Origin of the sequence: Nocardia acididurans, from assembly GCF_016741815.1 — a bacterium.
Lineage (GTDB): Bacteria > Actinomycetota > Actinomycetes > Mycobacteriales > Mycobacteriaceae > Nocardia > Nocardia acididurans.
The window spans coordinates 1-19,941 of the sequence record NZ_JAERRJ010000017.1; the positions used below are offsets into that span (position 1 = coordinate 1).

Sequence of the window (19,941 nt, forward strand, 5' to 3'; positions counted from 1 at the left end):
GTCGATGACCGGCGGCTTCGCCGTGAAGTGGAGCTAAGGGGAATCGAACCCCTGACCTTCTCGATGCGAACGACAGAACAACCCGGATTGTCCGTTTTTGAAAATTGCTGATCCTGTTGGATTCGTGCCTTCAACTGCGCGGTTGAGGCTTGGTCACGTTGGATCTTGCGGATGGTTCCTGGCGCTGCTGCGGACGACTTGCGGACGGCGAGGGCGGGGGTGGGAAGCATCCAATGGGAGACCGTTGTGGCTAGGCGTCCAATCCAGTTCGCAATCGGATTGAAGCAGTATGCAGGGCGCTTGTGGCGGCCCTAAACATAGCTTCCTGCTGCGCCATAAGCTGTGGGATGTTCGGCGTTTGTCCGGCCTCGACCTTTTCGCGAACCGCGAGTGTTTGCACTACCGTGCTCTCAAGCGCTAGGCCGAGATCCCGAAGGGTGTCGAGTACCTGCGGGTCGTCGATGATCAATGCGGCCATGTCGGCTTCAATTGAGAACTTTTTGGCTGCTTGGCCGATCTTCTTGTCGATTGGGCGGAATGCCCTGCCCCTCTCCTCACGAGTCGGTAGGGCGCTTATATCGACCGCCATCTGCCAAAGTTCAGGGACGGTATCGCTGAACTGATGCATAGCTCGGACAACCTGCGTGATGGCTTGCTTCTGTTCCTGCTCCCACAGATGGATACGCTGCACCCGGGCCAATGCCCTCGCCGAATCCAGCTCAGCTGCATGCAGTTCGCGTGTCTGTTGAAGCTGGGTGTTCATGCGGTCGGTTGCAGCGTCTAGCTCTTGGCGAAGCCTGGTTGCAGCCTCCTGCGCATCCTCGGCGGCCTGCTTTTGAATCCTGATTGTCTGCCACAACGCGACAACGACAGCGGACAGAGCGCCTAGGCCGGCAACCCACTCGGCCTTTGAGCCAACTTCCCACCGGCTTCTGACGAGAAAGGTGGCCAGGGTCGCGATTGCTGCGACGCCCAAAAGCCCTGCGATGCATCGGATCCAATGCCCTCGTATCCAAGCTAGGGCCCGACGGGTTCGGCCGGGCGGTGGTGCTGGCGGTGTCACCTGTGCGACGCCTTTCGGTCTCGGTGCGGGTGGCGGCAGCCGTCCCCGTACGGTCATCATCGTCCCAGCGGGCCACGTCGTTTCGGCCGCGGATGCCCCGGACGGGAAACGCTGGAGTGGGCGAGATCGAGGTTCGCCACTTCGGCTGGCATCAGGTAACCGTTTCTTTGCCCGCTCCCTCCGAAAGCGTGCTGTGCCGCCGCAGGGACTGGGTCAAGCGCGAAGGTGGCCGTAGGCCATCGCGGAGCGACACCGTAGGCGCCTTCGTGCTTGATGCAGTCCCGGAGGTGGCACACAATCGGCCGCTGAGGGAGCGGGCATCGGCATACGACTATCGAGGCTCGTACCGGCGGAGCGCGGATTCAGAAGGCCGTGCAGCGGTGCGAAAAAGCGTGTAATCACTGGTGAATCACGAGTACCCCATGATCACACTTTTTCGCATGAGGAACCACTCCCGGCACCCTCCCTGACCTGCGTAAACGTTCCACTCCATTCCACCCCTCCCCTTCGCCATCTCATCGCCCACTTCGTGAACAGTCGATGAGATGGCGAAGGGGAGGGGTGGAATTCCATTACATCCAGAGGACAGGTCAGGGAGGGTGCCGGGAGTGGTTCGAGCTGGGTGCGTGGTTGCGTCGGGTGGTGATGTTGCGTTGGGTGGGTGGTTCCGCGACGGGCTAGCGTGTCACAGTCGGCCCTGAGGGGCCTTGGTGTGCCACGCTGTTGCCAGCGTCGCTAGCTTGGGTCACCTCCGGCTTGCTGGGCACGTCGAGCGCGGACGCTGCGGTTGGCATCGCCAGATTCGTGTGCCGAGGGTTATCGCGTCGGCGACCGGCGGTCGGTTGCCGTGGGCGCCACAGTCTTCGAGCGTGGCCGATTGCATGGCGGCCGCCGGTTTCGGTGCGTGGAGTTGGCGGGGGTGAGTGCCGTGGTTCCGCGAGCGGTGCTCGCGCGGTCCGGCGCGCGGGCTGTTTGTCCCTCCGGTATGGCCTTCCCGAGGGCTATCACGCCGGAACCTGGCCCGCCAGCTTGGGAGCGTCCGTTGCGTTGACGGCGAAGGGGCGGGCCAGAACCGCGGCGTGATCTGACGCCCTCAGGCCATACCGGAGGGACAGACAGCCAGTCAGGCATGCGCGCTTCGGGCCGAACAGCTTCACGGCCTCGCGGCCGTGTGAAGGGCATCGCCTCGCCGGCGGGGCAGGCCGCCCAGAGGGACAGGGGAGAGACCTTCCGGTTCGTAGGTCTGCCGGGGCGACGGTGGTCGGGCGGCGAATACGTGCCGGTGACCGGTATTACGGCAGTTCAGAGTGCGTATTTGAGTCGGGCTACGTTTCAAGAGTTCATCACGAATACGATGTTCATTTGTCGATAATCTGTCATGGAAACGATTCAAACACGCTGCAGTGCAGCTAATTTCGACTGCTGCTAGTCGCGGTGGTAGACCTTCGTCACAGGGTCGCTTCACGAATCAGGAAGTCGCTGCGGGCGCTCCGATCACGCAGCCCATCAAGCGTCGTCTGCATGGAATCGACTACGGCTTGTATGGTTCCGATCTCCTTCTCCGGCATGGCCGTGCTGAAGGCGCTGAGCGGAGTGGCAACGACGCCTGCGGCACCAGCCGCGAGCGACGCTGCTATGTGCCGAGATGAGCCATCCCACAGGCGGAATCGGCTGTTCGTTGCCGAGCGAATCGCTGGAATCTCGTCCACTGTGACCTTCGCGAGCTTTCCGCCTGCCGGAACGATGTCGAGTGCCTGGGCACGCTGAGCAAGCTCAGCATCGAAGGTCGCACCGCCGAACATGGGGTGGCTGTAGATGGTTGAGCCACGCGGCAGGCCGCGGAGGAATGCGATGCTGTCGGCCGTGCTTGCCGCTGTGAGGACCGCCATCGGGGTGATGGAACGCGCTACCGCATGTTCTATGTCTTCAGGCACCCAGCAGCAAGCGAGAAGCCGATCGGGTGTGGCTTCTTCCAACCACAGGTCGATGACGGCGGCCCGGTCGTTTGGGCTGTACTGATCGCCGCGAGATGTGCTGCCGGACAGGATGAAGTAGTCCACCCATGTAGCTGCGGCTCGCGCGGCGTACCTCCGCGTGGCGGAGTGGTCCGGGGTGCCGGCCGTTGTTGGAATCGTGAGGGCTGGAACAACTACGTCGAACGGCATGAGGTCTCCAACGCACGACGAATCCTGGATGCTGACTCCGCCGGCGAGCTGTCAGTGGTATCGATTCGTAGGTCGACCTGATCTGGTCGGAGTGGGAGGGTTTCGTCCCAGGCGTCCAGACGTGCGGTGGTGTCATTGGTGTTTCGGTCGCGGATCCGTTGTTCGGCCACGGCTCGTGTGCACCACAGTTCGACGACCGTCCATCGGACTTCCGGCACAGCCGCTCTGAGTGCATCGATAGCTTCGGCCTGCCCGAGATGGAGGACGGGAATCATGTTGGAGTTCAGCAGCATCCGAAGCTCTGGACGATCGACGACATAGGTGGCGTCGTATCTGCTGTTCTGCCAGAGGATCTCGCCTGATCGCGACAGCTCTGCAACTTCTTCCGCAGTTGCCATGCGGTAGGTGTCGGTACGTCCACCTCCGACCTTCAACCGCCGAAACAAGGTGAAGGAGGAGTCCTCGGCGATGAGGGCCGCGGTGATCGTGTCTTTCCCAGCCGCTGGTGGACCGTAGAGGATGACTGCTGCAGGCATGTGACTACTCGGACAGCGTTCGGAGGAACGACTTCGCCTGTGCCTGAAGAGGTTCGCTGTCCTGATTATTCGATATGACCGTGTGCGGCCACGGCGGTCGGAACGTCACGTCTACATCGCGCGCCAGGTAGTCGGCCCAGTGACCGAGTTTCCAGGTGTCACGGATGGCGCCCCGTCGCTTCACGTACGTGTGCATTGAGTCGATATCGCATTCGATCCAGATGACGGACATGTCGGCACCCAGCGCCTCCAGCCTTGCGGATGTTCTCTCGAACCATGATCGCTGCTTGAACTCGCGGAGGTACGGAGCCGTGCAAACGACGCTCACACCGCACGCGATGTTCTCGAGCATCGCTGCCTGAAGGCACTCGTACTCCGCTGGTCGGATCGAGTTGCGGTAGATATCGCTGTCGCGATCCTGCATCGAGGAACCCAGTTCGACGAGAGCGGCGTCTACCACCGATCGGGTCAGGGTGTCCTTGTCCAGCATGGCCCAGCCGGTTTCACGGGCGAAGATCCGACCGAACTCGGTTTTGCCGGAACCGGCGTAGCCGCCGACAAGTACCGCGCGTGGCTTCGGGCGCTCACGGATCCTGTCGATTGGCGCGGCGTCGAGGGCAACGTATCTGCCAGAACGCGAACGGCTGACAACCAGCCCCTTGCTGATCAACAGCTCCATGGCGTCGTTGATCGCCCCGACCGACACTTCGAACTGCGCGGCAAGCTCGCGAGTGGACGCGATGCGTTGTCCAGGGCGAAGTCGGCCGGCCTCTATGTCGTTTTCGAGCTGGTGGGCTATCTGGCGATACCGAGCATCCGCCGTGTTCGGATCTGACATCCGGTCTGATCGCTTTCTGTTCGCTGACACTCCGCCCTTGAATCTATCAGGCCGACGTCCAGGCCCTGGCTGCGATGCTTTCTCGTCATGCCGATTTAGCTGCACATTTACCGAGGAAAAGAGGTTGAAAACCTTGATGATCAAGGCGATCAGTTGATATCTTTGAAGGCGTTCAGATGTGATTGAAATCTCGGATTGGAGGCGGAATATCCAGGTCAGACACGTTCGGATAAGGCGTTCAGATTGGACGCCTGAACGCTCGGGGCGAGCAAGGATCGCAGCCGTCCGGGCGTGACGCGAAAACTCCCCAGCAGTTGGCGCTGCCGGGGAGCCGATTCGCCAAAGCGGTTCCAGCCGCTTCAGCAGTTTTCACACACCTCAAGCATCAGGAGTGCCTGAAGTATGTCCAGATTAGCTAACTCGCAAGATCAATCGAAATTCCGTGCAGCACACCGGCTGATCTCGCCGAACCGCGTAGACCTCGCTGTGCCGCATGACACCGAGCATCCCACCCAGCAATCGGATTCGACGTGCGTGCTGCCTTCGCACACGAGCGTCCCGGCCATCGTCGGTGAATTGCACGCGGTCAAGTACGTGCCGTGCAGTTCGGGTGAGCTGGCGCCCGGCACCGCATCGTACGTCGAATTCCGGGTGGGCAGTGTCCGGGTGGTGTTGTCCCCGGCTAGCGCCGCCGATCTGCTGGAGGCGCTCCCGCTGGTGCTGGCTCAGCACGACTACGCCGAGTTCCTGGCCGAATCGTCGAAGGCGGTGGCGCGATGAGCGACCCGCGCAGGATCAACCGCTCGGACATGGTGCAGATGCTGTGGCCGACCGACGGCCCGCACACCCCCGAATCAATGATCGCCGCCGCGAACGCGATCGATGACCTGTGGCGCTACCTGGCCCACGCGACCCGAGGCACCAGCGATGCCTGCGAGCAGCCCGCCGATGTCTATCTGGCAGTCGGTGCCCTCATGACATCGGCCCGCAGTGCGATGCAGGCTCTTGCCCAACTGGCGAACTGGGCCGCCGACCTGCAGGACGACGACGGCCTGATCCATGACGCTGCCCGCAACGACCAGGAACGCGCGATCGCCGCCGCGGCCGCTGCGGGGAACTGGCTGTTCGACGGCTCCTGCGACATGAACCATCTCGCTCAGCATCTGGAGAAGGCCAGCGCCGAACTCTCCCACCTCTACATCGACCGTGACGACGTTGAGGGGGACGAGTAATGAGCGCGAATCTGCCCACTCAGGCTGACATCTTCCTGAAGGCGCTGGAATCCGTTAACGCGGCACGCAATTCGCTGTCGGAGGCCCGCGACTGGTTGAACTCCGACTGGTCTCCGGTCGGTTCGGCGCTGCCCGGTCAGGCCGGCCCCGCCCGGACCACAGCCAGGCAGCGGATCGCGGTGTCCAAGGGCCAGATCGATGAGGCCAAGGCCGCGCTGTACCGCGCCCTAGACGAGATCGAAGCCGCAGGCGGTGTGCGATGAACCGCCTGACATTCGTCCTGTTCATGCTGGTCGCCGGATTGTTCGCGGTGATCATCGCGCCCGGGTTCGTTTTCAGCGTGGTCATCACGGCGGTGGTGACCGTGCTGCTGATCCGCTGGTTCGCACGCGCCGCGACCCGCCCGCGTCGGGGGGTATGGCGATGATCGGCCCGGTTGTCCGCACTGATATCGCGGTCGCGCGGGGCCTGGGTCACGGGCTGGCGTTGCTGCCCTTGGGAATCCGCCTGATCGTGCTCGCGGCCGCGCTGCTGGTCGCGATGGCCGGCTGCACGGCCGCATGGATCGACCAGCAGGACTACGTGCCGTCGCCGAACGTCTGCCGCGCCGACGAAGTGGGTGTCCGCACCGATTGCGTTGCGCCGTCACCGGTTCCGGAACGGGGGCGATGATCATGCCGAAAACCTCACTGCGCCCCGGGGCCATGCCGGACTTCATCACCGAGGCGACCGCGATCGACGACGCCCGCGAGGCCGCGTTCGCAGGGCTGCGGGCCGCCAATGCCCGGGGGCTGACCGGTGCGGATGCCGATGCGTTCGCCGCGGCGATGTCCGAGGTCGATGCGCGATGCGAGCGGCTGCGCCAGCGGTTCTATCCGCGTCGGCACCGGCTGTTCATCGTGCACGGGGCGGCGATGGTGGTCTCACCGACGTTCCGATCCCGCGAGATCGTCTGGCGCCGCCCGCGCGTCACTGAGGACGGGGACGCGAAATGAGCGGCCGCACAGTCGCACTCGGAGTCGACCAGATCCGGCGCGCGCAACTGCAGGTCGCTGGCCGGGCCGCTGATCACGGTGAATGCCGGGAGCTGCTGGCGATGCTCGGATTGCTCGGCAGCCCGGAGACTGCCCAGGCACGGCAGGTGCTGGTGTGCCGGGGCTGTGGCCGACGGATGGTGCCGAACGCTACCCCGGGCCGGGTGCCCGAGGGATGGGCGCGCCAGCAGACCGGCAGCCAATGTCGCGGCTGCTACCTGCGAGCCAAGCCGACTCCCGCACCGGCACACCCCATCCCGGTACCAGCCGTGACGGTCGAGCCGATGGTGTCGCGGCCGCGGCGCCGGAACCGGAATCGTCCGCAGGACATCGAGTTTCAGGTGCGCGTCGCCGAGCTGCGCGCGGTGCAGTGCCGTTCGTGGGGCGAGATCGCCGGGGAGTTGGGCTGCACCGCCCGCACGGCCCGGTCTGCGTACGCCCTGGTGGAGGTGGCCCGATCATGACCACCACCGACCCTCAGGACGAGGTGCCCGCGGGTGGGATTCCGATTTACCCGTGGCGGATGGCTCCGGCGCATCTGCGGACCCGGCGGCAGCTGGCCGCGCAGGGCCTGCGGACCAACGGCCAGGACATCGCGGGCACGCTGCCGCCGGGCCGGTGGGGCAAGACAACCTACCTCTACGACGTACGGCTGGCTGCCCCGAAACGCCCGTGCACCGCCGCACACCGCACGGCCCTGGCCAAGGCCACCCGCGAACGCCAGCTGCGCGCCGCGGAACGGCACGGCATCGACCGGACCGAGTTCGAGCACGACACCGACCCCGGCTGGGACACCGCGCCGCAACCGCCGGCGCGGCCGGTGAACGCGTTCGCGGCCGCCGCGGCCCGCGAGGCCCTGGACGCCGAGCGGGGGTGGGAGCGATGAGCGAGCGGCACGAGCAGGTGTACCTGCTGCACTTCGACCAGAAGTACCGGCACGCAGGCCATTACATCGGCACCACCCGCGATTTGCAGGCCCGGCTGCAGGCCCACGCGGACGGCCGCGGCGCGAGGCTGCTGCAGGTGCTCAAAGAGCACGGCATCGGCTGGCATCTGGCCCGCACGTGGGACGGCGGCCGCGCCCTGGAACGGGAGCTGAAGGGGTTCAAGAACGCCGCCCGGCTGTGCCCGGACTGCTCCTACACCCGCGATCACGACCGCCCGCGCCCGACGAACGCCTTCGCCGCCGCGGCGGCCGCTGACCAGGGCCAAGACCGGCAGGGGTGGGAGCGATGAGCGCGAACACCCACCGGGAGTCGGACACACCGGCTGTGGGGGAGGCGGCCAATTTCCGGCGAAACGATGCGAAAACCGAAGGAGCGGTGCTGATCCCGATCACCGAGATTCCGCACCTGGCCGCCGCCGCACGGCGGCTCGGGCATACCGACCGCCTGGTGCGAGTGGATGCGCCCGCACCGCCGCAGATCAAGACACCCGGGCGGGAACCAGGCCAGTGGCTCGGATGCGGTGAGCGGCTTCCGGATCCGTGCGCCTGCCCGGAACGGCCCGCCCCACCCGCACCGCGTGTGCGGGCGGCCAACGCCTTCGCCGCCGCGGCGGCACACGAAATGACTTCTGAGCGAGAGGAATTCGACCGATGAGCTACAGGCTCGGAATCCGCGACATGACCAGCGCGACCGTGGTAGCCGAACACTACGGCGCCCCCTTGGATCAGGTCGCCACCATCTTGGACACCAGCATCCCCAACACCCGCCGGATCGTGGCGCGCTGGCGCAACGCCGGGCTCATGGCCGACACCCCGGTCAAACCGATCCCCGGCATGACGTGGGTGTACTGCACCGCGAAATCGGCCGAAGAACTACAGGGATTCCCGTGCCGGTACTGGAAACCGACCCCGACGATGGCCGATCACGTGCTCACCGTGCTGCGCGTCCGGCTGGCACTGGTCGGCCCGACCGTGGGGAACTGGGTCAGCGAGCGGCGCATCCGCTACGACTCGCAGGCCGGCCAGAGCTTCCGCGGCGTGCGCCGCCCACACATCCACGACGGCCGCTACACCGCCGACGACGGCAGTTTCTGGGCGGTCGAAGTGGAGTTGACAGCCAAGGACCCCGTCAAGGCCCGCGAGGCGGTGCACGGCGCCTACGAAGCCGCGCGACTCGCGGGATGCGACGGGCTGGTCTACTACTGCCGCGGCGAAGCCGTCCGCACCGTCGTGGAGACCGCGGCCCGGGGCCTGCAGCTGTCCACCGACTGCAAATTCGTGGTCGCCGACCTCGACGCCATGCTCGAAGCCGCCGAGAAGCAAGCCGCCGAGCAGGCCGCCGAACGCGCTGCCGCGCGGGCCGCCGCCAAGGCCGGCACCCCCGCCCGCGGCGGGCTGCGCGTGATCACCGGCGGTCCCGAGTCCGGTCAGGCGGTGAACCGATGAACCGCACACAAATCCAATTCGAGGACGACAACACCTGCTACCCGTTCCAAACCGACTGTGCCACAACCACTCCCGACCCCACCGCGCCGCCGGCGACCACGGCACCGGCCCCGACCGGCGAGGCTCCGGACCCAGGCCCGTTGTTCGGTGACGGCCCGAAAGACGCGATCTTCGGTGGGCTGCTGCCCATTCCGGAGCAGTGGAGCTGGGGCGATGTCGGGCATGTCCTGATCGTCGCCGGATCGGTCTTGGGCGCGCTGCTGGTGCTGGCCATGGGCATGAGCGCCGCCGCGTGGTTCCTGGGCTGGCAGGTCGCCCGCCTGCGCAACTGGGCTCTCGCATCCCTGCTCGCGCTGCCCGGCCTGTCGACCCTCACCCACGGCCTGGACCCCGTCACACCAGGTTCCCAGTTCGTTTCCGGCGCAACGATGTTCCTCGACGGCCGCTACGGCTACGGGCTGGCAGTCATGGGCATCGTGATCGTGCCCGCGGCCTGGATCGTCGCGGCCCTGGCCTACGCCTCACATCTGACCCGGTTGTTCACCAACGGATTCCCCGACCCCGCGCGCACCGAACGCGCGATGTGGGCCTATGCCCAGCGTCAGCAGCGCGCCGCCGCCCGGCTGTCTCGATATCGGCTGCCGTTCACCTCCGGTGGGCTCAACCCGCACATCGTGTTCGGGCGCCTGGCGCGCGAGGAGCACGCGGCCCCACCCCGGTCGCGGTTGCAGGCGTTGTTCCAGCGGACCCGCACGTTGCTGGTGGTGCCGTGGATCAAGTTGCGTGAGCACATGGTGCTGGTCGCCAACTCTGGCGCCGGTAAGTCCACGCTCATGCTGCGGCTGCTGCTGAGCTGGTACGTGGTGGCGTGGCTGCGGCACCGGCAGTGGTGGAACCCGCGCCGCCCCGGCCGCCCCATGGTCGTGGTGATCGACTGTAACGGCGGCCCCGATTCGATCGGTTTGTCCGCGCGGGTCAAGCGCTGGTTCCTCGGACTGGGCGTGCCCGCCGAGCGCATCGGCGAGTTCCCGCGCGATGTGCAGCTGAAGGTGTTCGGGCTGCCGCGCGATCACCTGCGTGGGGTGCTGAACGCGATGGTCTCCGGCGGCACCGTCCCGTCCACGGACACCGAAAAGTACTTCTACGAGATCCGCGTCGGCCTGATCAACCTCATCACCCACGCGCCGGCGCAGGTGATCGACGGCGAACCGATCGGGGAGAACCCGCCCGGGGACGTGATCGAGTTCCTGGCCCGCTTCGATCCCGCCTACCTGGCCCAGCTGTGGGGCGGGGTCTACGACCCGGACCCGAAATCCACCAAACCCTGGACCGGAGTGCCCGGTGTGGACCGTGAGATTCAGGCAGCATTGAACGGCAAACAGCCCGTGATGGACAGCGCCCGAATGGAATTCGGCAACCTGTTCCGCGCGCTGGGGGATGCGTTCGACGGCGAGCACGCCATCACCGACTTCGACGTCCTGTACTGCGTGCTGGACGGCGCGACCCAACCCGACCGCGCCCGCGCCCAGTTCGGGGCGATCGGGTACCTGCTGGAGCAGCTGGCCGACGTCGACCACGGCCGTGAGGCGCTGCTCGCGGTGGACGAGTTCTCCGCGGTGTCCAACGGCCGCACCCGCGCCGACGCGTGGGTGATGCGGATGCGCAAGGCCCACATCGGCACTCTGTGGATCGCGCAGGACTGGAACGGGCTCGGAGCCGACGACGACCAGCGTGAATCTCTGGTCGCCGCGGGCGCCGGCGGGGCGATCCTGGGACGGCAGGAACGCGGCAGCAAGTTGTGCGAGACCTTCGGCACCGGCCGCCGGTTCGAGCTCTCGCGCAAGCTGATCAACGGCGCCGGGGCCGGCGACGAAGGCAATGTCCAAGCCTCCGAACAGTTCCTGGTCTCACCCACGAAACTGCGGCTGTTCGAACGCGGCGACATCGTGTGGGTCTCCGGCGGCCGCGCCCGCTACGGCCACGTCGCCCCGCTCGACGACGACCAGCTGGCCATGCTGCGGCCCCTGCCCGGTCTGGCGGCGATGCGCGAACCCGACCTGGCACCGATCGCACCGGTCATCGAGCTGCCCAAACGGCGGCCCACTCACTGAACCCCTTGTTTTGCAAAGGAACAACTCTGCCATGACCAATCCCGAATTCCACGGCGAACAGATCAACCCCGAAACCAACCCGCTCATCGCGGCCCGGCTCTCGCAGCTGGCCTCCGACCTGGAAGGCAGCGAAGCCGCATGCCTGGCCGCCCAGCTCGTCCCCGTCGTCCCCGACGGCGGCATCGTCGGCCAGAAGATCACCCCACACGTCAAGAAGGCCACCAGTATCCGTGACAGCCTGCGGATCTGGGCACCCGGCCTCATCGCCACTCTCGTGTTCCTGACCGTCATCGCGGTGTTCCCCGTCCCCGGGCCGCTGCTGGTCTACGGCCTGGCGATCGTCGGATTCGGCTGGTGGCACGCCGCCGGCCGCCCCGGGCCGATCGAGTCGATCCGCATGCTCACCAACACCATCCGCGACGCCGGCACCCGGATCCGGGCCGCGGTCACCTGCCTGGCCGTGCGCCGCAGCGACCACGAAGCCCGGCGCACCAGCACCCAGGGCGGGGGCGCGTGATGACCGGGATCGAATGGACCCAGGTCACCTGGAACCCGGTGACCGGCTGCGACCGCATCAGCACCGGCTGCGACCACTGCTACGCCCTGGCGATGGCCAAACGCCTGCAGGCCATGGGCACCAGCAAGTACCAGGCCGACGGAGACCCGCGCACCTCCGGACCCGGGTTCGGGATCGCCATGCACGACGCGGCACTGCGGATCCCCGACCGGTGGCGTCAACCCCGGCTGGTGTTCGTCAACTCCATGTCGGATCTGTTCCACGGCAAGGTGACCGAGGACTTCATCCGCGCCGTGTTCGACGTCATCGCCGACACCCCGCAGCACACCTACCAGGTACTGACCAAACGCCCCGGCCGCGCCCGCCGCCTGGCCGCGCGTGGGCTGGTGTTCCCCCGGAATCTGTGGGTCGGCACCTCCATCGAGAACGCCGCGGTCACTCATCGCGTTGATGCCCTGCTGGAAGTGCCGGCGGCCCTGCGGTTCCTGTCGTGTGAGCCGCTGCTGGGACCGATCGACCTCGACAAGCTCCTGTTCCGAGACCGCTGCCCCGATGGGTGTGGCTGCCGCCGCCCCGACGACGCCGACCGGTTCGAGTGCGCCTGCGGTGGCCCGTGTGCGGAGTGGCGGCCGCGGCCGGCGCTGGACTGGGTGATCGTCGGCGGCGAATCCGGCCCCAAAGCCCGCCCCGTCCAGGCGGACTGGGTGCGCGACCTGCGCGACCAGACCCTTGCCGCTGGCGTGCCGTTCTTCTTCAAGCAATGGGGTGGCCGCACCCCCCAAACCGCGGGCCGCGAACTCGACGGCCGCCGCTGGGATCAAATGCCCACCCCGAAACTGCCCGTATCTCAGTAACCCAACAAAGAAAGGAAACCAATGCACCACAACACTATTCGAGCCACAGGAATCGGTGTAACCGCCGGTGTCGTGGCCGGGATCGTCACTGTCGCCGGGATCATCGCCTGCGACGACTACGGCGCGCTCGACAAGCTGAGCCGCGCGGTGGCCCGTCGGGGGTTGAGCCCGGCTCAGCGCTGGGAACTCGACCAGCTCACCGCGCAGAAGGCTGAGCAGCAGGCCCAGCGGATCAGCGCCCGCGAGCAGCAGGCGGCCGCGGTCCGGGCCATGTTCGATCCGGATCTGCTGCCCTACAACAGCGACGCCACCACCGTCGAGGAGCTCACTGTCGAGGAGCTCGTGCGGGGATTCGGATTGGTGCACCGCTACTGCATGAGCGGCAGAGCCGCCCGCCTGTGGTGGGACCAGCGCGCGGCGCTTCTGAGCGAATTCGACCGTCGCAGCGTGTGGAGCATCAAACACCGGCTGTCGCTGCTGGACCAAACGCGTTTGGAGGTCGCCGACGCCGAAATCCAGCGCCAACGCCACGAATTCGCGCCAGTCGCCGCCTCCACGGCGGCCGCGGACACCGGGGACGCGCTGCTTTGCCCGCCGGCGCGGCCCGTCGGTACCCGAAAGTACCCGCCCTATCCGGCATTCACCGGCCCCGACAGCGACACCGCCGACGAGGCCCAAACCATCACCAACATCACCACCATCACCGAGGAGTGAAAACCGATGATTCCCTTCATCATTGCCGCCGCCGTACTCATCACGTTCCTGTGGGCGCGCGCCGACATCTACTACTTCCTGTACCACTGGCGAGTCGACCGGTATCGGCGCCGGTATCTGACGGCCGCCGAACGCCGCGAACTGCGTGAGCAGAGGACCCGCGAACGGTACGGCTACGACTGGGAGCGTGAGCAACGACTGCTGCACGAGCGGGAGAGCAAGCGGTCGAAATTCCGCCCCGAACTGCTCATCGACGCCGAATCCCTGATCGGTGAGCCGAGGGGGTTGATGGAGCTGAGCGCGACCCAGCTGGTTGCCGAATTCCGCCAAGCCATCATCTGGCGGCGCATGGCCGAAACCGCGTGCACCGCGCACACCGGTTCCGGGTGCCTGGACGGGTTCCCGGTCGTGCGGCAGTGGCGTGAGCAGACCGACGCGCTCGAAGCCGAATACGACCGCCGCACAAGCGATCCCGTACGCCGCGGCCTGTCGTGGCGCGAACGCTGGACCCTGCATCAGGCCGGGTACGAGTTCGGCGACTTCCATGCCCAGCACCTGCCGTTGCCGCTGCACACCGCCCGCGACCGTGACGTGCTGCTCGCCTCCTTCGCCACCGACGAAGACCCCGACACCGCGCTGTACCTGACCAGCATCGACACCACCGAGGAGTAATCCGCCATGTCCCAGAACGAAACCGATCAGATCACCCAGGAAACCGGCCGCACCTTCCGCCAGATCCTCACCGCCGCCCGGGAATGGATGTGGGCCCGCCAGCTGTCCAACCGGCAGGGCCAGCGCATGACCCGCAAAGAGCGCAAGCAACTGGCCGAACACATCCAGGCGCAGGTGGAAGGCGACCGGATCGCGACCGCCTGGTTGCAGTCCCGCGTCGGCGACTACCAGCAGGAAGCGTTGACCGTCGCGGCGATGCGCGGCAACCCGCACCTCTACCACCCCGACATGGTCACCGCGCGCCAGGACCGGCTGCAGGCGATGCGGCACCGCATCGAAACCACCCTGCACAACAGCGGATTGGCGATTGAGCACCGCGGCCAGGTCTCCCAGGCCCTCGACGGCATCGACCGCGACCCCGTCACCCCGCCCGGGCGCGTGTTCCGGGAGATGGACGCGACCGAGGCCATGTACGCCCGAGCCGCGGGCGTGGAATCCGAACTGCGCCACCACGCCCGCCAGGAAGAACTGGACCGCCTAGTGACCGGTGTGCGGCAACAGGATCAGCAGCACCTGGACCAGCACGCGGCCCAGCGCGCGCAGGGACCGACCGCAGCACAGGACACGACCGCCTCTCCGCAGGCGCCGGCGTCGCGGCCGCCGAACCCGCCGTGGCTGACCGATCAGCAGCTCGCGGCCGTGCAGAACATCCGCGCGGTCCAGGTCGACTGGAACGACGCCCAGGACGCGAATCGGGCCGGGTACGAAGCGATCTGGGCCATGCACGCCAGCGAGGACTGGAAACTCGAAACCGCGGGCAAAGCCGCGCGGGACATGGCGCGACTGCGGCAGTCCGCGATCCGGTCCGCGGTCCTGCGGGCACAGGCGGCCGGGCTGTCCGAAGAGCAGATCCGCTGGGAATTCGACAACGCCGACGGCAACAGCCGCTGCCGGGTATCGGTCACCTCCGCCGACCGCAACGGCGAAACCCGCACCCGCCGAGGGTTCTTCGCCACCGAAGCCGAGGCCGCGCAATGGGCGCACCAGGCCGTCACCGGCACCGAATGGCAGCCGGGCACCACACTGACCGTCCGCGCCCGCGAGGCCGGCACCACAACCCCGTTCTACGTCGCCGAAGGCAACCAGGCCGACATCGGCAAGGACACCAGCCGCTGGCGCATCGACACCAGCACACCGCGCACCACCACCGCCGAACACGCCACCGAGCAGCCGAACCCGCAAGACCCGGTCGCCAAGGCCAAGAGCACTCAGCGCGGCGCCCGCGCCACCAACGGCACCGGGGCCACGCAGACGGGCCAGACGCGACCGCGAACGGGAAAGTCCCGCAACGCATTCGCTGCCGCCGCCGAAGCCGAGCAGGACAACGACCGGGACGGAGCCGAGCGATGAACGCCACCGACCCGACCCAACCCGGCTACTACACCGACCGGGCACCGGCCGACGAGCACGCCATGCGCGCCGACTTCGCCCACGCCTACCAGCTGGAACGCATGTATCAGTCCGATCCGAGCGAAGCCAACGAGCAGCTGCACTGGAGGGCCAACGCGATCGAGGACCGCTGGAACGACCACCCCGACGAGGATGTTCGGCAGCGGTGGGACTACCTGGGCGACGCCGTGGACGACTGGCGCCGCGCGCCGGAGGTGATGCACCGGATGCACGAGAACATCGCGTTCAACCAGAGCCAGGGCTTCGACATGGTGGAACCGCACCAGTGGCGCAGCCAGCAGCAGGCCCGTGAACTCACCGGCAACGGCGAATGGCATCCCGCGCTCGATTCCGGCCACGCCCGGCCGGTGAACGCGTTCGCCGCCGCGGCGGCCGCCGAGCACGGCACCGAGCGAGACGGAGCCGAGCGATGAGCGACAGCCGCGACTGCCTGGCCTGCGAGGGCCAGGGCTATCAGGTCTCCGACGAGGGGACTTACGAGCCGGAGATCCATATCTATCCCTGCTCGGTGTGCGATGGATCCGGTATCGAACCGCCGGCCGCGGTGAAGATCGAGGCGCAGGCCGCGTTCGAGAAGAACGAGACCACCATGCGCACCGACTTCGCCAGGGTGAAGGCGCTACTCGCCGAATCCCGCACCTCGGGCTGGCATTGGTCGATCGAATGTGCCGAACGGGCCAACCACATCGAATCTGCTTGGAAGGCAAGCGATCGCGCCGCCGACTGGGACTACCTGGACCGAGCGCACTTCGAATGGGACCAGTTCCCCGACACCATGCAGGGACTGTTCCAGCACCTGCACAAGGCCCGTAGTGACACCGGGGTCTGCCCGCTCACCGAGATGCAGTGGCGCAGCCAGGAGCAGGCCCGTGACCTCACCGGTCACGGCCGTCAGCAGGAACCCCAGCAGGTCAATGCTTTCGCGGCGGCTGCCGCAGGGGCCGAACGGGAGGGAACTGAGCGATGACCACCATCCAGCAGACCCCGACCACCTTCGACAACAGCGGATTCCAGCCGCTGCGCCCCTACGGACAGCCCAGCGACCATGCCGCGGTCGCCGAAGACATTGTCTCCCTGCATCTGCGGTTGGCGGCCGCGAACGAGCGCGCCGCCCGCCTGGAGGAGCAACTGGTCACGGTCACCGCCGAACGTGACGCCGCCGAACACCGCGCTGCGGAGCTGGAAGACCGTAACCGGGAGATGGCCAGTGACCTCGATGACGCGCTCGACATCGCCACCGAGCACGCCCTCGACGCCGACCACGAGCGCCTCGCGGTCGTGCCGAACCGGTACGTCAACGCCTTCGCCCGCGCCGCCCACGCGAACGCGAACGGATGGGACCGATGAGCGACACCGACACGACAACCCCCGTCGCCCCTACCGCAACCGTCGCCCCCGACCCGGTCGAGCCGTCGCCCGCACCGGCCGGACTGTCGTCTCGAACCAGCGAGACGAAAACAGGCGACACCCGGGCGACAACGGCGGCGGAATGGAATGTCGCCGAGGCGGTGGCGCTGCTGGCGGTGGCCGCAGTGTCCGTCGCCGCGTTCGGATGGTCAGCAATCGCCCTGCACGGCCTCGCGCAAGGTGCCGGGATCACTTCCTGGCTGGCCTGGGGTGCTCCGGTCATCGTGGATGGGCCGATCGTGCAGGCCGCGTTCGCGCTGGTGACCCTGCGCCGCCGCGAACGGGCCGGGGTCGCCATCCCGAAAGGCACCTACCGGTTCTTCTGGGGCGAATTGGCTGTGGCGGAACTGATTTCGCTGATCGGCAACGCCGCCCACGCCACCATGGTCGAGGAGAAGGTGCTGTCCGGGCTGGCGGCCGCCGCGGTGGCCGGCGCCGCACCAGTCGCCGCGCTGGGTGTCACCCACGCCTTGACCACCCTGCTGGAAGTCCCCCGAGCCGCCGACCCCTGCAACCTCCCAGCGGGAGCCGAAATCGCCGTCACGCGGCCCGTCGCCTCGCTGTCGCCTGCCGACACCGAGGCGACAACCGGCGACAACCCGGGCGACGGAGGCGACGACCCGGGCGACGCCGAGGCGACAGCAGGCGACGCCGAGGCGACAGCACCCGGGCCGGAAGCGACAGCCGAACGCGACGCCTACATCTGGGCGCGACACCAGGCCGGCCACTCCACCCGCGAAATCGGCGCCGAAGTCGGACTACACCACGGCACCATCGCCAAGATCGTCACCCGCCAGCGCACTGAACACCGCATCGCCGACACCGAAAAAGGAGGCGGCGCCGACGTTCTGAGCATCGTTCGCTGACCGATCACCACACCCGGGGTGGACAACGCCGTCCGCCCCACCCATTCCTGATAACCGAAATCCTTTGGAGGACAACACCATGACCGCAATGAACGACCTGGACCTGATCAACGCCGAACTGCTCGGCGACGGCACACCACGCAACGCGTTCAGCAAGGCCGCCAAGCCCGGCGACAGCCTCACCGGCGAAATCGTCGAAGTGACGCGCCGCCACCGCACCGACGAGACCGGCAAACCCCTGTACTGGCACGAGAACCGGCCCGCCACCACCCCGACCACCGGCCGGCCCGTCATCGACTCCAGCCTCATCATCCAAATCGACTGCCCCGAAGACGAAAACGACGAAGGACTGCGCACCCTGCGCCTGGACCGCGACGTCCAGAAGGCCCTGCGCGAAGCCCTCCGCACCGCCGACGCCCAACTCGCCATCGGCGGCCGCATCGAAAACTTCACCTTCGTCGGCCCGCTCAAAACCGGAACCGGCCGCCACTACTGCGGCGGCACCTACGTTCCACCTGCCGCCTAGAGAAAGAGATGAACGCCATGATCATCGATGAGCGTTTCCTGCAGGCCAAGGACTGCGAGAAGCTGACCGGAATACCCGCAGCCACATGGCGATACTGGGCGCATATCGGTTCCGGCCCAGCCAGTTTCAAACTTGGAGGCCGCCGCGTGTGGCGCTTGACGAAGGTGCTGGCTTGGATCGAGCAGCAAGAAGCCGACACCGCGCGTGGAGAGGCCGTCTAGCAACATGGCCGCACGACGTAACCGGCGCGCTGGCGTCGAAGACCGTTGGTACAAGACGGTTTCCACGAGACGAGAGGACGGAACCACCACGCGCGAACGCGCGAAATCCGCGAACTACGGCTGTGCGAAACGCTGGCGCGCTCGGTACGTCGACGACGAGGGCCAGGAGCATGTGCAGTCCTTCGCTCGCAAGGTCGATGCCCAGGACTGGCTGGACGCCGCGACCAGCTCCCTGGTCACGGGAACACACGTAGCACCTTCAGCCGGCCGCGAGACCATCGGCGCGATCGGTGAGCGGTGGCTCAAAGCGCAAGCCCATCTGAAGGAGACCACGACCTTCAACCGCGGCCACACCTGGGGACTGCATGTCAAACCCCGTTGGGGTAGTACCGAGGTCCGAGACGTGCGCACCACCGATGTCCGGGCGTGGGTCGCGGAGATGATCGCGAAGAAAGCAGGGGTGCCGACCATCGAGAATGCCGTCGGCATCCTCCGCATGATCTGCGAGACGGCGGTGGAAGACCGCCAGATTCCACGTAACCCCTGTGCGCGAGTGAAACTCCCGAAACGATCCCATCGAGCCCGGGGGTACCTCACGCACGTTCAGGTCGAACAGCTGGCCCGTGAGGCGACCGAAATGTCCACGGTCATACGGTTTCTCGCGTACACCGGACTGCGGTGGGGCGAGATGGCCGCGCTCAAAGTCTCCAGCTTCGACATGCTTCGGCGACGCGTTAACGTCCTTGAAGCCGTCGCCGAGGTGAAGGGAAAGGCCGTTTGGTCGACAACCAAGACCCACGCGCGTCGTTCGGTTCCGTTCCCGAAGTTCCTGGCAGAAGAGCTGGCCGGCCACATGCGCGGCAAAGATCGCGACGCTCTCGTATTCACTTCGCCACAGGGTGCAGTCCTGCGAGTGTCCACCTACCGGAAGCGAGTGTTCCGGCCGGCGGTCTCCCGTCTACGGGATCCGAAGAGGAAGCAGGCCCGCGCGAAAGGCTCCAAAGATCCGGCGCCGCAGTTCCCGTATGTCTCGCCGCATGACCTCCGGCATACAGCCGTGTCGCTCGCGATCAGTGCCGGCGCGAATGTGAAGGCGGTGCAGACCATGCTCGGTCACAAGTCCGCGGCGATGACCCTGGACACCTACGCCGACCTGTTTCCGGATGATCTCGAGTCCGTCGCCGAGGCTCTTGACGCTGCCGCCCGGTCCGCTATCGCCGCTGCTGCGGACGAACTGCGGACGGGCACCGACGACCAACGTTCTGAATAGCCCCGAAACGGCAACCGCCCGTGGCCTCTACCGAGGTCACGGGCGGTGCTTTG

General features: G+C 66.9%; 28 protein-coding genes. 24 read left to right on the forward strand and 4 right to left on the reverse strand.

The genetic code is table 11. The annotated features are described in order from the left end of the window. Positions 1-250: 250 nt before the first annotated feature. From JK358_RS34210 to JK358_RS34225, 4 genes are all read right to left on the reverse strand, one after another. Positions 251-976 carry a hypothetical protein gene (locus tag JK358_RS34210; protein WP_201956035.1) on the reverse strand — a complete coding sequence of 242 codons (726 nt, stop codon included), beginning with the start codon at positions 974-976 and terminating at the stop codon, positions 251-253. 1,535 nt (positions 977-2,511) lie between these two features. After that, a complete protein-coding gene (locus JK358_RS34215; protein WP_201956038.1) occupies positions 2,512-3,123 on the reverse strand; it encodes a hypothetical protein in 612 nt (203 codons plus the stop codon). Positions 3,124-3,212: 89 nt separating this feature from the next. Continuing rightward, positions 3,213-3,764 (reverse strand): phosphotransferase-like protein, encoded by a 552-nt coding sequence (locus JK358_RS34220; protein ID WP_201956039.1) that lies wholly within the window; start codon positions 3,762-3,764, stop codon positions 3,213-3,215. Between the two features lie 4 nt (positions 3,765-3,768). Further along, positions 3,769-4,746, reverse strand: coding sequence for a winged helix-turn-helix domain-containing protein (locus tag JK358_RS34225; protein WP_232852404.1), 978 nt, complete (start codon positions 4,744-4,746; stop codon positions 3,769-3,771). Positions 4,747-5,136: 390 nt separating this feature from the next. Here JK358_RS34225 and JK358_RS34230 point away from each other — a divergent pair, with 390 nt between their 5' ends. The 24 genes from JK358_RS34230 (at position 5,137) to JK358_RS34345 (ending at position 19,888) form a co-directional block, all read left to right on the forward strand. Further along, entirely contained in the window at positions 5,137-5,382 is a 246-nt protein-coding gene (locus JK358_RS34230; RefSeq protein ID WP_201956043.1) for a hypothetical protein, read from the forward strand. Beyond that, complete coding sequence (locus JK358_RS34235; protein ID WP_201956046.1) at positions 5,379-5,834, forward strand: hypothetical protein; 456 nt, start codon at positions 5,379-5,381, stop codon at positions 5,832-5,834. Before JK358_RS34230 ends, JK358_RS34235 begins: the two co-directional genes overlap by 4 nt. After that, positions 5,834-6,097, forward strand: coding sequence for a hypothetical protein (locus JK358_RS34240; RefSeq protein WP_201956047.1), 264 nt, complete (start codon positions 5,834-5,836; stop codon positions 6,095-6,097). The genes JK358_RS34235 and JK358_RS34240 overlap by 1 nt, the downstream gene beginning before the upstream one ends. Beyond that, positions 6,094-6,261, forward strand: coding sequence for a hypothetical protein (locus tag JK358_RS34245; RefSeq protein ID WP_201956050.1), 168 nt, complete (start codon positions 6,094-6,096; stop codon positions 6,259-6,261). Before JK358_RS34240 ends, JK358_RS34245 begins: the two co-directional genes overlap by 4 nt. After that, positions 6,252-6,506, forward strand: coding sequence for a hypothetical protein (locus JK358_RS34250; RefSeq protein WP_201956052.1), 255 nt, complete (start codon positions 6,252-6,254; stop codon positions 6,504-6,506). Before JK358_RS34245 ends, JK358_RS34250 begins: the two co-directional genes overlap by 10 nt. Beyond that, positions 6,503-6,829 (forward strand): hypothetical protein, encoded by a 327-nt coding sequence (locus JK358_RS34255; RefSeq protein ID WP_201956054.1) that lies wholly within the window; start codon positions 6,503-6,505, stop codon positions 6,827-6,829. Before JK358_RS34250 ends, JK358_RS34255 begins: the two co-directional genes overlap by 4 nt. Then, positions 6,826-7,332, forward strand: coding sequence for a hypothetical protein (locus JK358_RS34260; protein ID WP_201956056.1), 507 nt, complete (start codon positions 6,826-6,828; stop codon positions 7,330-7,332). The genes JK358_RS34255 and JK358_RS34260 overlap by 4 nt, the downstream gene beginning before the upstream one ends. Next, entirely contained in the window at positions 7,329-7,754 is a 426-nt protein-coding gene (locus JK358_RS34265; protein ID WP_201956060.1) for an RRQRL motif-containing zinc-binding protein, read from the forward strand. The genes JK358_RS34260 and JK358_RS34265 overlap by 4 nt, the downstream gene beginning before the upstream one ends. Then, positions 7,751-8,104 carry a GIY-YIG nuclease family protein gene (locus tag JK358_RS34270; protein WP_201956071.1) on the forward strand — a complete coding sequence of 118 codons (354 nt, stop codon included), beginning with the start codon at positions 7,751-7,753 and terminating at the stop codon, positions 8,102-8,104. The genes JK358_RS34265 and JK358_RS34270 overlap by 4 nt, the downstream gene beginning before the upstream one ends. Continuing rightward, positions 8,101-8,469, forward strand: a complete 369-nt coding sequence (locus JK358_RS34275) for an RbsD/FucU family protein (protein WP_201956075.1) — start codon at positions 8,101-8,103, stop codon at positions 8,467-8,469. The genes JK358_RS34270 and JK358_RS34275 overlap by 4 nt, the downstream gene beginning before the upstream one ends. Continuing rightward, complete coding sequence (locus tag JK358_RS34280; protein WP_201956079.1) at positions 8,466-9,260, forward strand: hypothetical protein; 795 nt, start codon at positions 8,466-8,468, stop codon at positions 9,258-9,260. The genes JK358_RS34275 and JK358_RS34280 overlap by 4 nt, the downstream gene beginning before the upstream one ends. Then, complete coding sequence (locus tag JK358_RS34285) at positions 9,257-11,371, forward strand: AAA family ATPase (protein WP_201956099.1); 2,115 nt, start codon at positions 9,257-9,259, stop codon at positions 11,369-11,371. Before JK358_RS34280 ends, JK358_RS34285 begins: the two co-directional genes overlap by 4 nt. A 31-nt stretch (positions 11,372-11,402) precedes the next feature. Further along, the gene (locus JK358_RS34290; protein WP_201956100.1) at positions 11,403-11,888 is read left to right on the forward strand and encodes a hypothetical protein; all 486 of its coding nucleotides are present in this window, start codon (positions 11,403-11,405) and stop codon (positions 11,886-11,888) included. Next, positions 11,888-12,742 (forward strand): DUF5131 family protein, encoded by an 855-nt coding sequence (locus tag JK358_RS34295; RefSeq protein ID WP_201956101.1) that lies wholly within the window; start codon positions 11,888-11,890, stop codon positions 12,740-12,742. Before JK358_RS34290 ends, JK358_RS34295 begins: the two co-directional genes overlap by 1 nt. A gap of 21 nt (positions 12,743-12,763) precedes the next feature. Further along, positions 12,764-13,456, forward strand: a complete 693-nt coding sequence (locus JK358_RS34300) for a hypothetical protein (RefSeq protein WP_201956103.1) — start codon at positions 12,764-12,766, stop codon at positions 13,454-13,456. Between the two features lie 6 nt (positions 13,457-13,462). Then, a complete protein-coding gene (locus tag JK358_RS34305; protein ID WP_201956104.1) occupies positions 13,463-14,128 on the forward strand; it encodes a hypothetical protein in 666 nt (221 codons plus the stop codon). A 6-nt stretch (positions 14,129-14,134) separates the two neighbouring features. Next, positions 14,135-15,538: a hypothetical protein gene (locus JK358_RS34310; RefSeq protein ID WP_201956106.1), complete on the forward strand. Its 1,404-nt coding sequence runs from the start codon at positions 14,135-14,137 to the stop codon at positions 15,536-15,538. Next, positions 15,535-16,011: a hypothetical protein gene (locus JK358_RS34315; RefSeq protein WP_201956108.1), complete on the forward strand. Its 477-nt coding sequence runs from the start codon at positions 15,535-15,537 to the stop codon at positions 16,009-16,011. Before JK358_RS34310 ends, JK358_RS34315 begins: the two co-directional genes overlap by 4 nt. Further along, on the forward strand, positions 16,008-16,565 hold the full coding sequence (locus JK358_RS34320) for a hypothetical protein (protein ID WP_201956110.1): 558 nt from the start codon (positions 16,008-16,010) through the stop codon (positions 16,563-16,565). Before JK358_RS34315 ends, JK358_RS34320 begins: the two co-directional genes overlap by 4 nt. Beyond that, positions 16,562-16,945: a hypothetical protein gene (locus JK358_RS34325; RefSeq protein ID WP_201956113.1), complete on the forward strand. Its 384-nt coding sequence runs from the start codon at positions 16,562-16,564 to the stop codon at positions 16,943-16,945. Before JK358_RS34320 ends, JK358_RS34325 begins: the two co-directional genes overlap by 4 nt. After that, a complete protein-coding gene (locus JK358_RS34330; protein ID WP_201956115.1) occupies positions 16,942-17,871 on the forward strand; it encodes a DUF2637 domain-containing protein in 930 nt (309 codons plus the stop codon). Before JK358_RS34325 ends, JK358_RS34330 begins: the two co-directional genes overlap by 4 nt. Before the next feature lie 79 nt (positions 17,872-17,950). After that, positions 17,951-18,397, forward strand: a complete 447-nt coding sequence (locus JK358_RS34335; RefSeq protein WP_201956117.1) for a hypothetical protein — start codon at positions 17,951-17,953, stop codon at positions 18,395-18,397. Between the two features lie 8 nt (positions 18,398-18,405). Then, positions 18,406-18,618 carry a helix-turn-helix transcriptional regulator gene (locus tag JK358_RS34340; RefSeq protein ID WP_201956119.1) on the forward strand — a complete coding sequence of 71 codons (213 nt, stop codon included), beginning with the start codon at positions 18,406-18,408 and terminating at the stop codon, positions 18,616-18,618. 4 nt (positions 18,619-18,622) lie between these two features. Then, positions 18,623-19,888 (forward strand): tyrosine-type recombinase/integrase, encoded by a 1,266-nt coding sequence (locus tag JK358_RS34345; RefSeq protein WP_201956121.1) that lies wholly within the window; start codon positions 18,623-18,625, stop codon positions 19,886-19,888. Positions 19,889-19,941: the final 53 nt, after the last annotated feature.

What these genes read in the sequence shown, in the direction of transcription:
- JK358_RS34220 (WP_201956039.1), bottom strand. Translation starts at nt 3,764, where the DNA reads ATGCCTGCAGCAGTCATCCTCTACGGTCCACCAGCGGCTGGGAAAGAC.
- JK358_RS34235 (WP_201956046.1), top strand. Translation starts at nt 5,379, where the DNA reads ATGAGCGACCCGCGCAGGATCAACCGCTCGGACATGGTGCAGATGCTG.
- JK358_RS34240 (WP_201956047.1), top strand. Translation starts at nt 5,834, where the DNA reads ATGAGCGCGAATCTGCCCACTCAGGCTGACATCTTCCTGAAGGCGCTG.
- JK358_RS34245 (WP_201956050.1), top strand. Translation starts at nt 6,094, where the DNA reads ATGAACCGCCTGACATTCGTCCTGTTCATGCTGGTCGCCGGATTGTTC.
- JK358_RS34250 (WP_201956052.1), top strand. Translation starts at nt 6,252, where the DNA reads ATGGCGATGATCGGCCCGGTTGTCCGCACTGATATCGCGGTCGCGCGG.
- JK358_RS34255 (WP_201956054.1), top strand. Translation starts at nt 6,503, where the DNA reads ATGATCATGCCGAAAACCTCACTGCGCCCCGGGGCCATGCCGGACTTC.
- JK358_RS34260 (WP_201956056.1), top strand. Translation starts at nt 6,826, where the DNA reads ATGAGCGGCCGCACAGTCGCACTCGGAGTCGACCAGATCCGGCGCGCG.
- JK358_RS34265 (WP_201956060.1), top strand. Translation starts at nt 7,329, where the DNA reads ATGACCACCACCGACCCTCAGGACGAGGTGCCCGCGGGTGGGATTCCG.
- JK358_RS34270 (WP_201956071.1), top strand. Translation starts at nt 7,751, where the DNA reads ATGAGCGAGCGGCACGAGCAGGTGTACCTGCTGCACTTCGACCAGAAG.
- JK358_RS34275 (WP_201956075.1), top strand. Translation starts at nt 8,101, where the DNA reads ATGAGCGCGAACACCCACCGGGAGTCGGACACACCGGCTGTGGGGGAG.
- JK358_RS34280 (WP_201956079.1), top strand. Translation starts at nt 8,466, where the DNA reads ATGAGCTACAGGCTCGGAATCCGCGACATGACCAGCGCGACCGTGGTA.
- JK358_RS34285 (WP_201956099.1), top strand. Translation starts at nt 9,257, where the DNA reads ATGAACCGCACACAAATCCAATTCGAGGACGACAACACCTGCTACCCG.
- JK358_RS34290 (WP_201956100.1), top strand. Translation starts at nt 11,403, where the DNA reads ATGACCAATCCCGAATTCCACGGCGAACAGATCAACCCCGAAACCAAC.
- JK358_RS34295 (WP_201956101.1), top strand. Translation starts at nt 11,888, where the DNA reads ATGACCGGGATCGAATGGACCCAGGTCACCTGGAACCCGGTGACCGGC.
- JK358_RS34300 (WP_201956103.1), top strand. Translation starts at nt 12,764, where the DNA reads ATGCACCACAACACTATTCGAGCCACAGGAATCGGTGTAACCGCCGGT.
- JK358_RS34305 (WP_201956104.1), top strand. Translation starts at nt 13,463, where the DNA reads ATGATTCCCTTCATCATTGCCGCCGCCGTACTCATCACGTTCCTGTGG.
- JK358_RS34310 (WP_201956106.1), top strand. Translation starts at nt 14,135, where the DNA reads ATGTCCCAGAACGAAACCGATCAGATCACCCAGGAAACCGGCCGCACC.
- JK358_RS34315 (WP_201956108.1), top strand. Translation starts at nt 15,535, where the DNA reads ATGAACGCCACCGACCCGACCCAACCCGGCTACTACACCGACCGGGCA.
- JK358_RS34320 (WP_201956110.1), top strand. Translation starts at nt 16,008, where the DNA reads ATGAGCGACAGCCGCGACTGCCTGGCCTGCGAGGGCCAGGGCTATCAG.
- JK358_RS34325 (WP_201956113.1), top strand. Translation starts at nt 16,562, where the DNA reads ATGACCACCATCCAGCAGACCCCGACCACCTTCGACAACAGCGGATTC.
- JK358_RS34330 (WP_201956115.1), top strand. Translation starts at nt 16,942, where the DNA reads ATGAGCGACACCGACACGACAACCCCCGTCGCCCCTACCGCAACCGTC.
- JK358_RS34335 (WP_201956117.1), top strand. Translation starts at nt 17,951, where the DNA reads ATGACCGCAATGAACGACCTGGACCTGATCAACGCCGAACTGCTCGGC.
- JK358_RS34340 (WP_201956119.1), top strand. Translation starts at nt 18,406, where the DNA reads ATGAACGCCATGATCATCGATGAGCGTTTCCTGCAGGCCAAGGACTGC.
- JK358_RS34345 (WP_201956121.1), top strand. Translation starts at nt 18,623, where the DNA reads ATGGCCGCACGACGTAACCGGCGCGCTGGCGTCGAAGACCGTTGGTAC.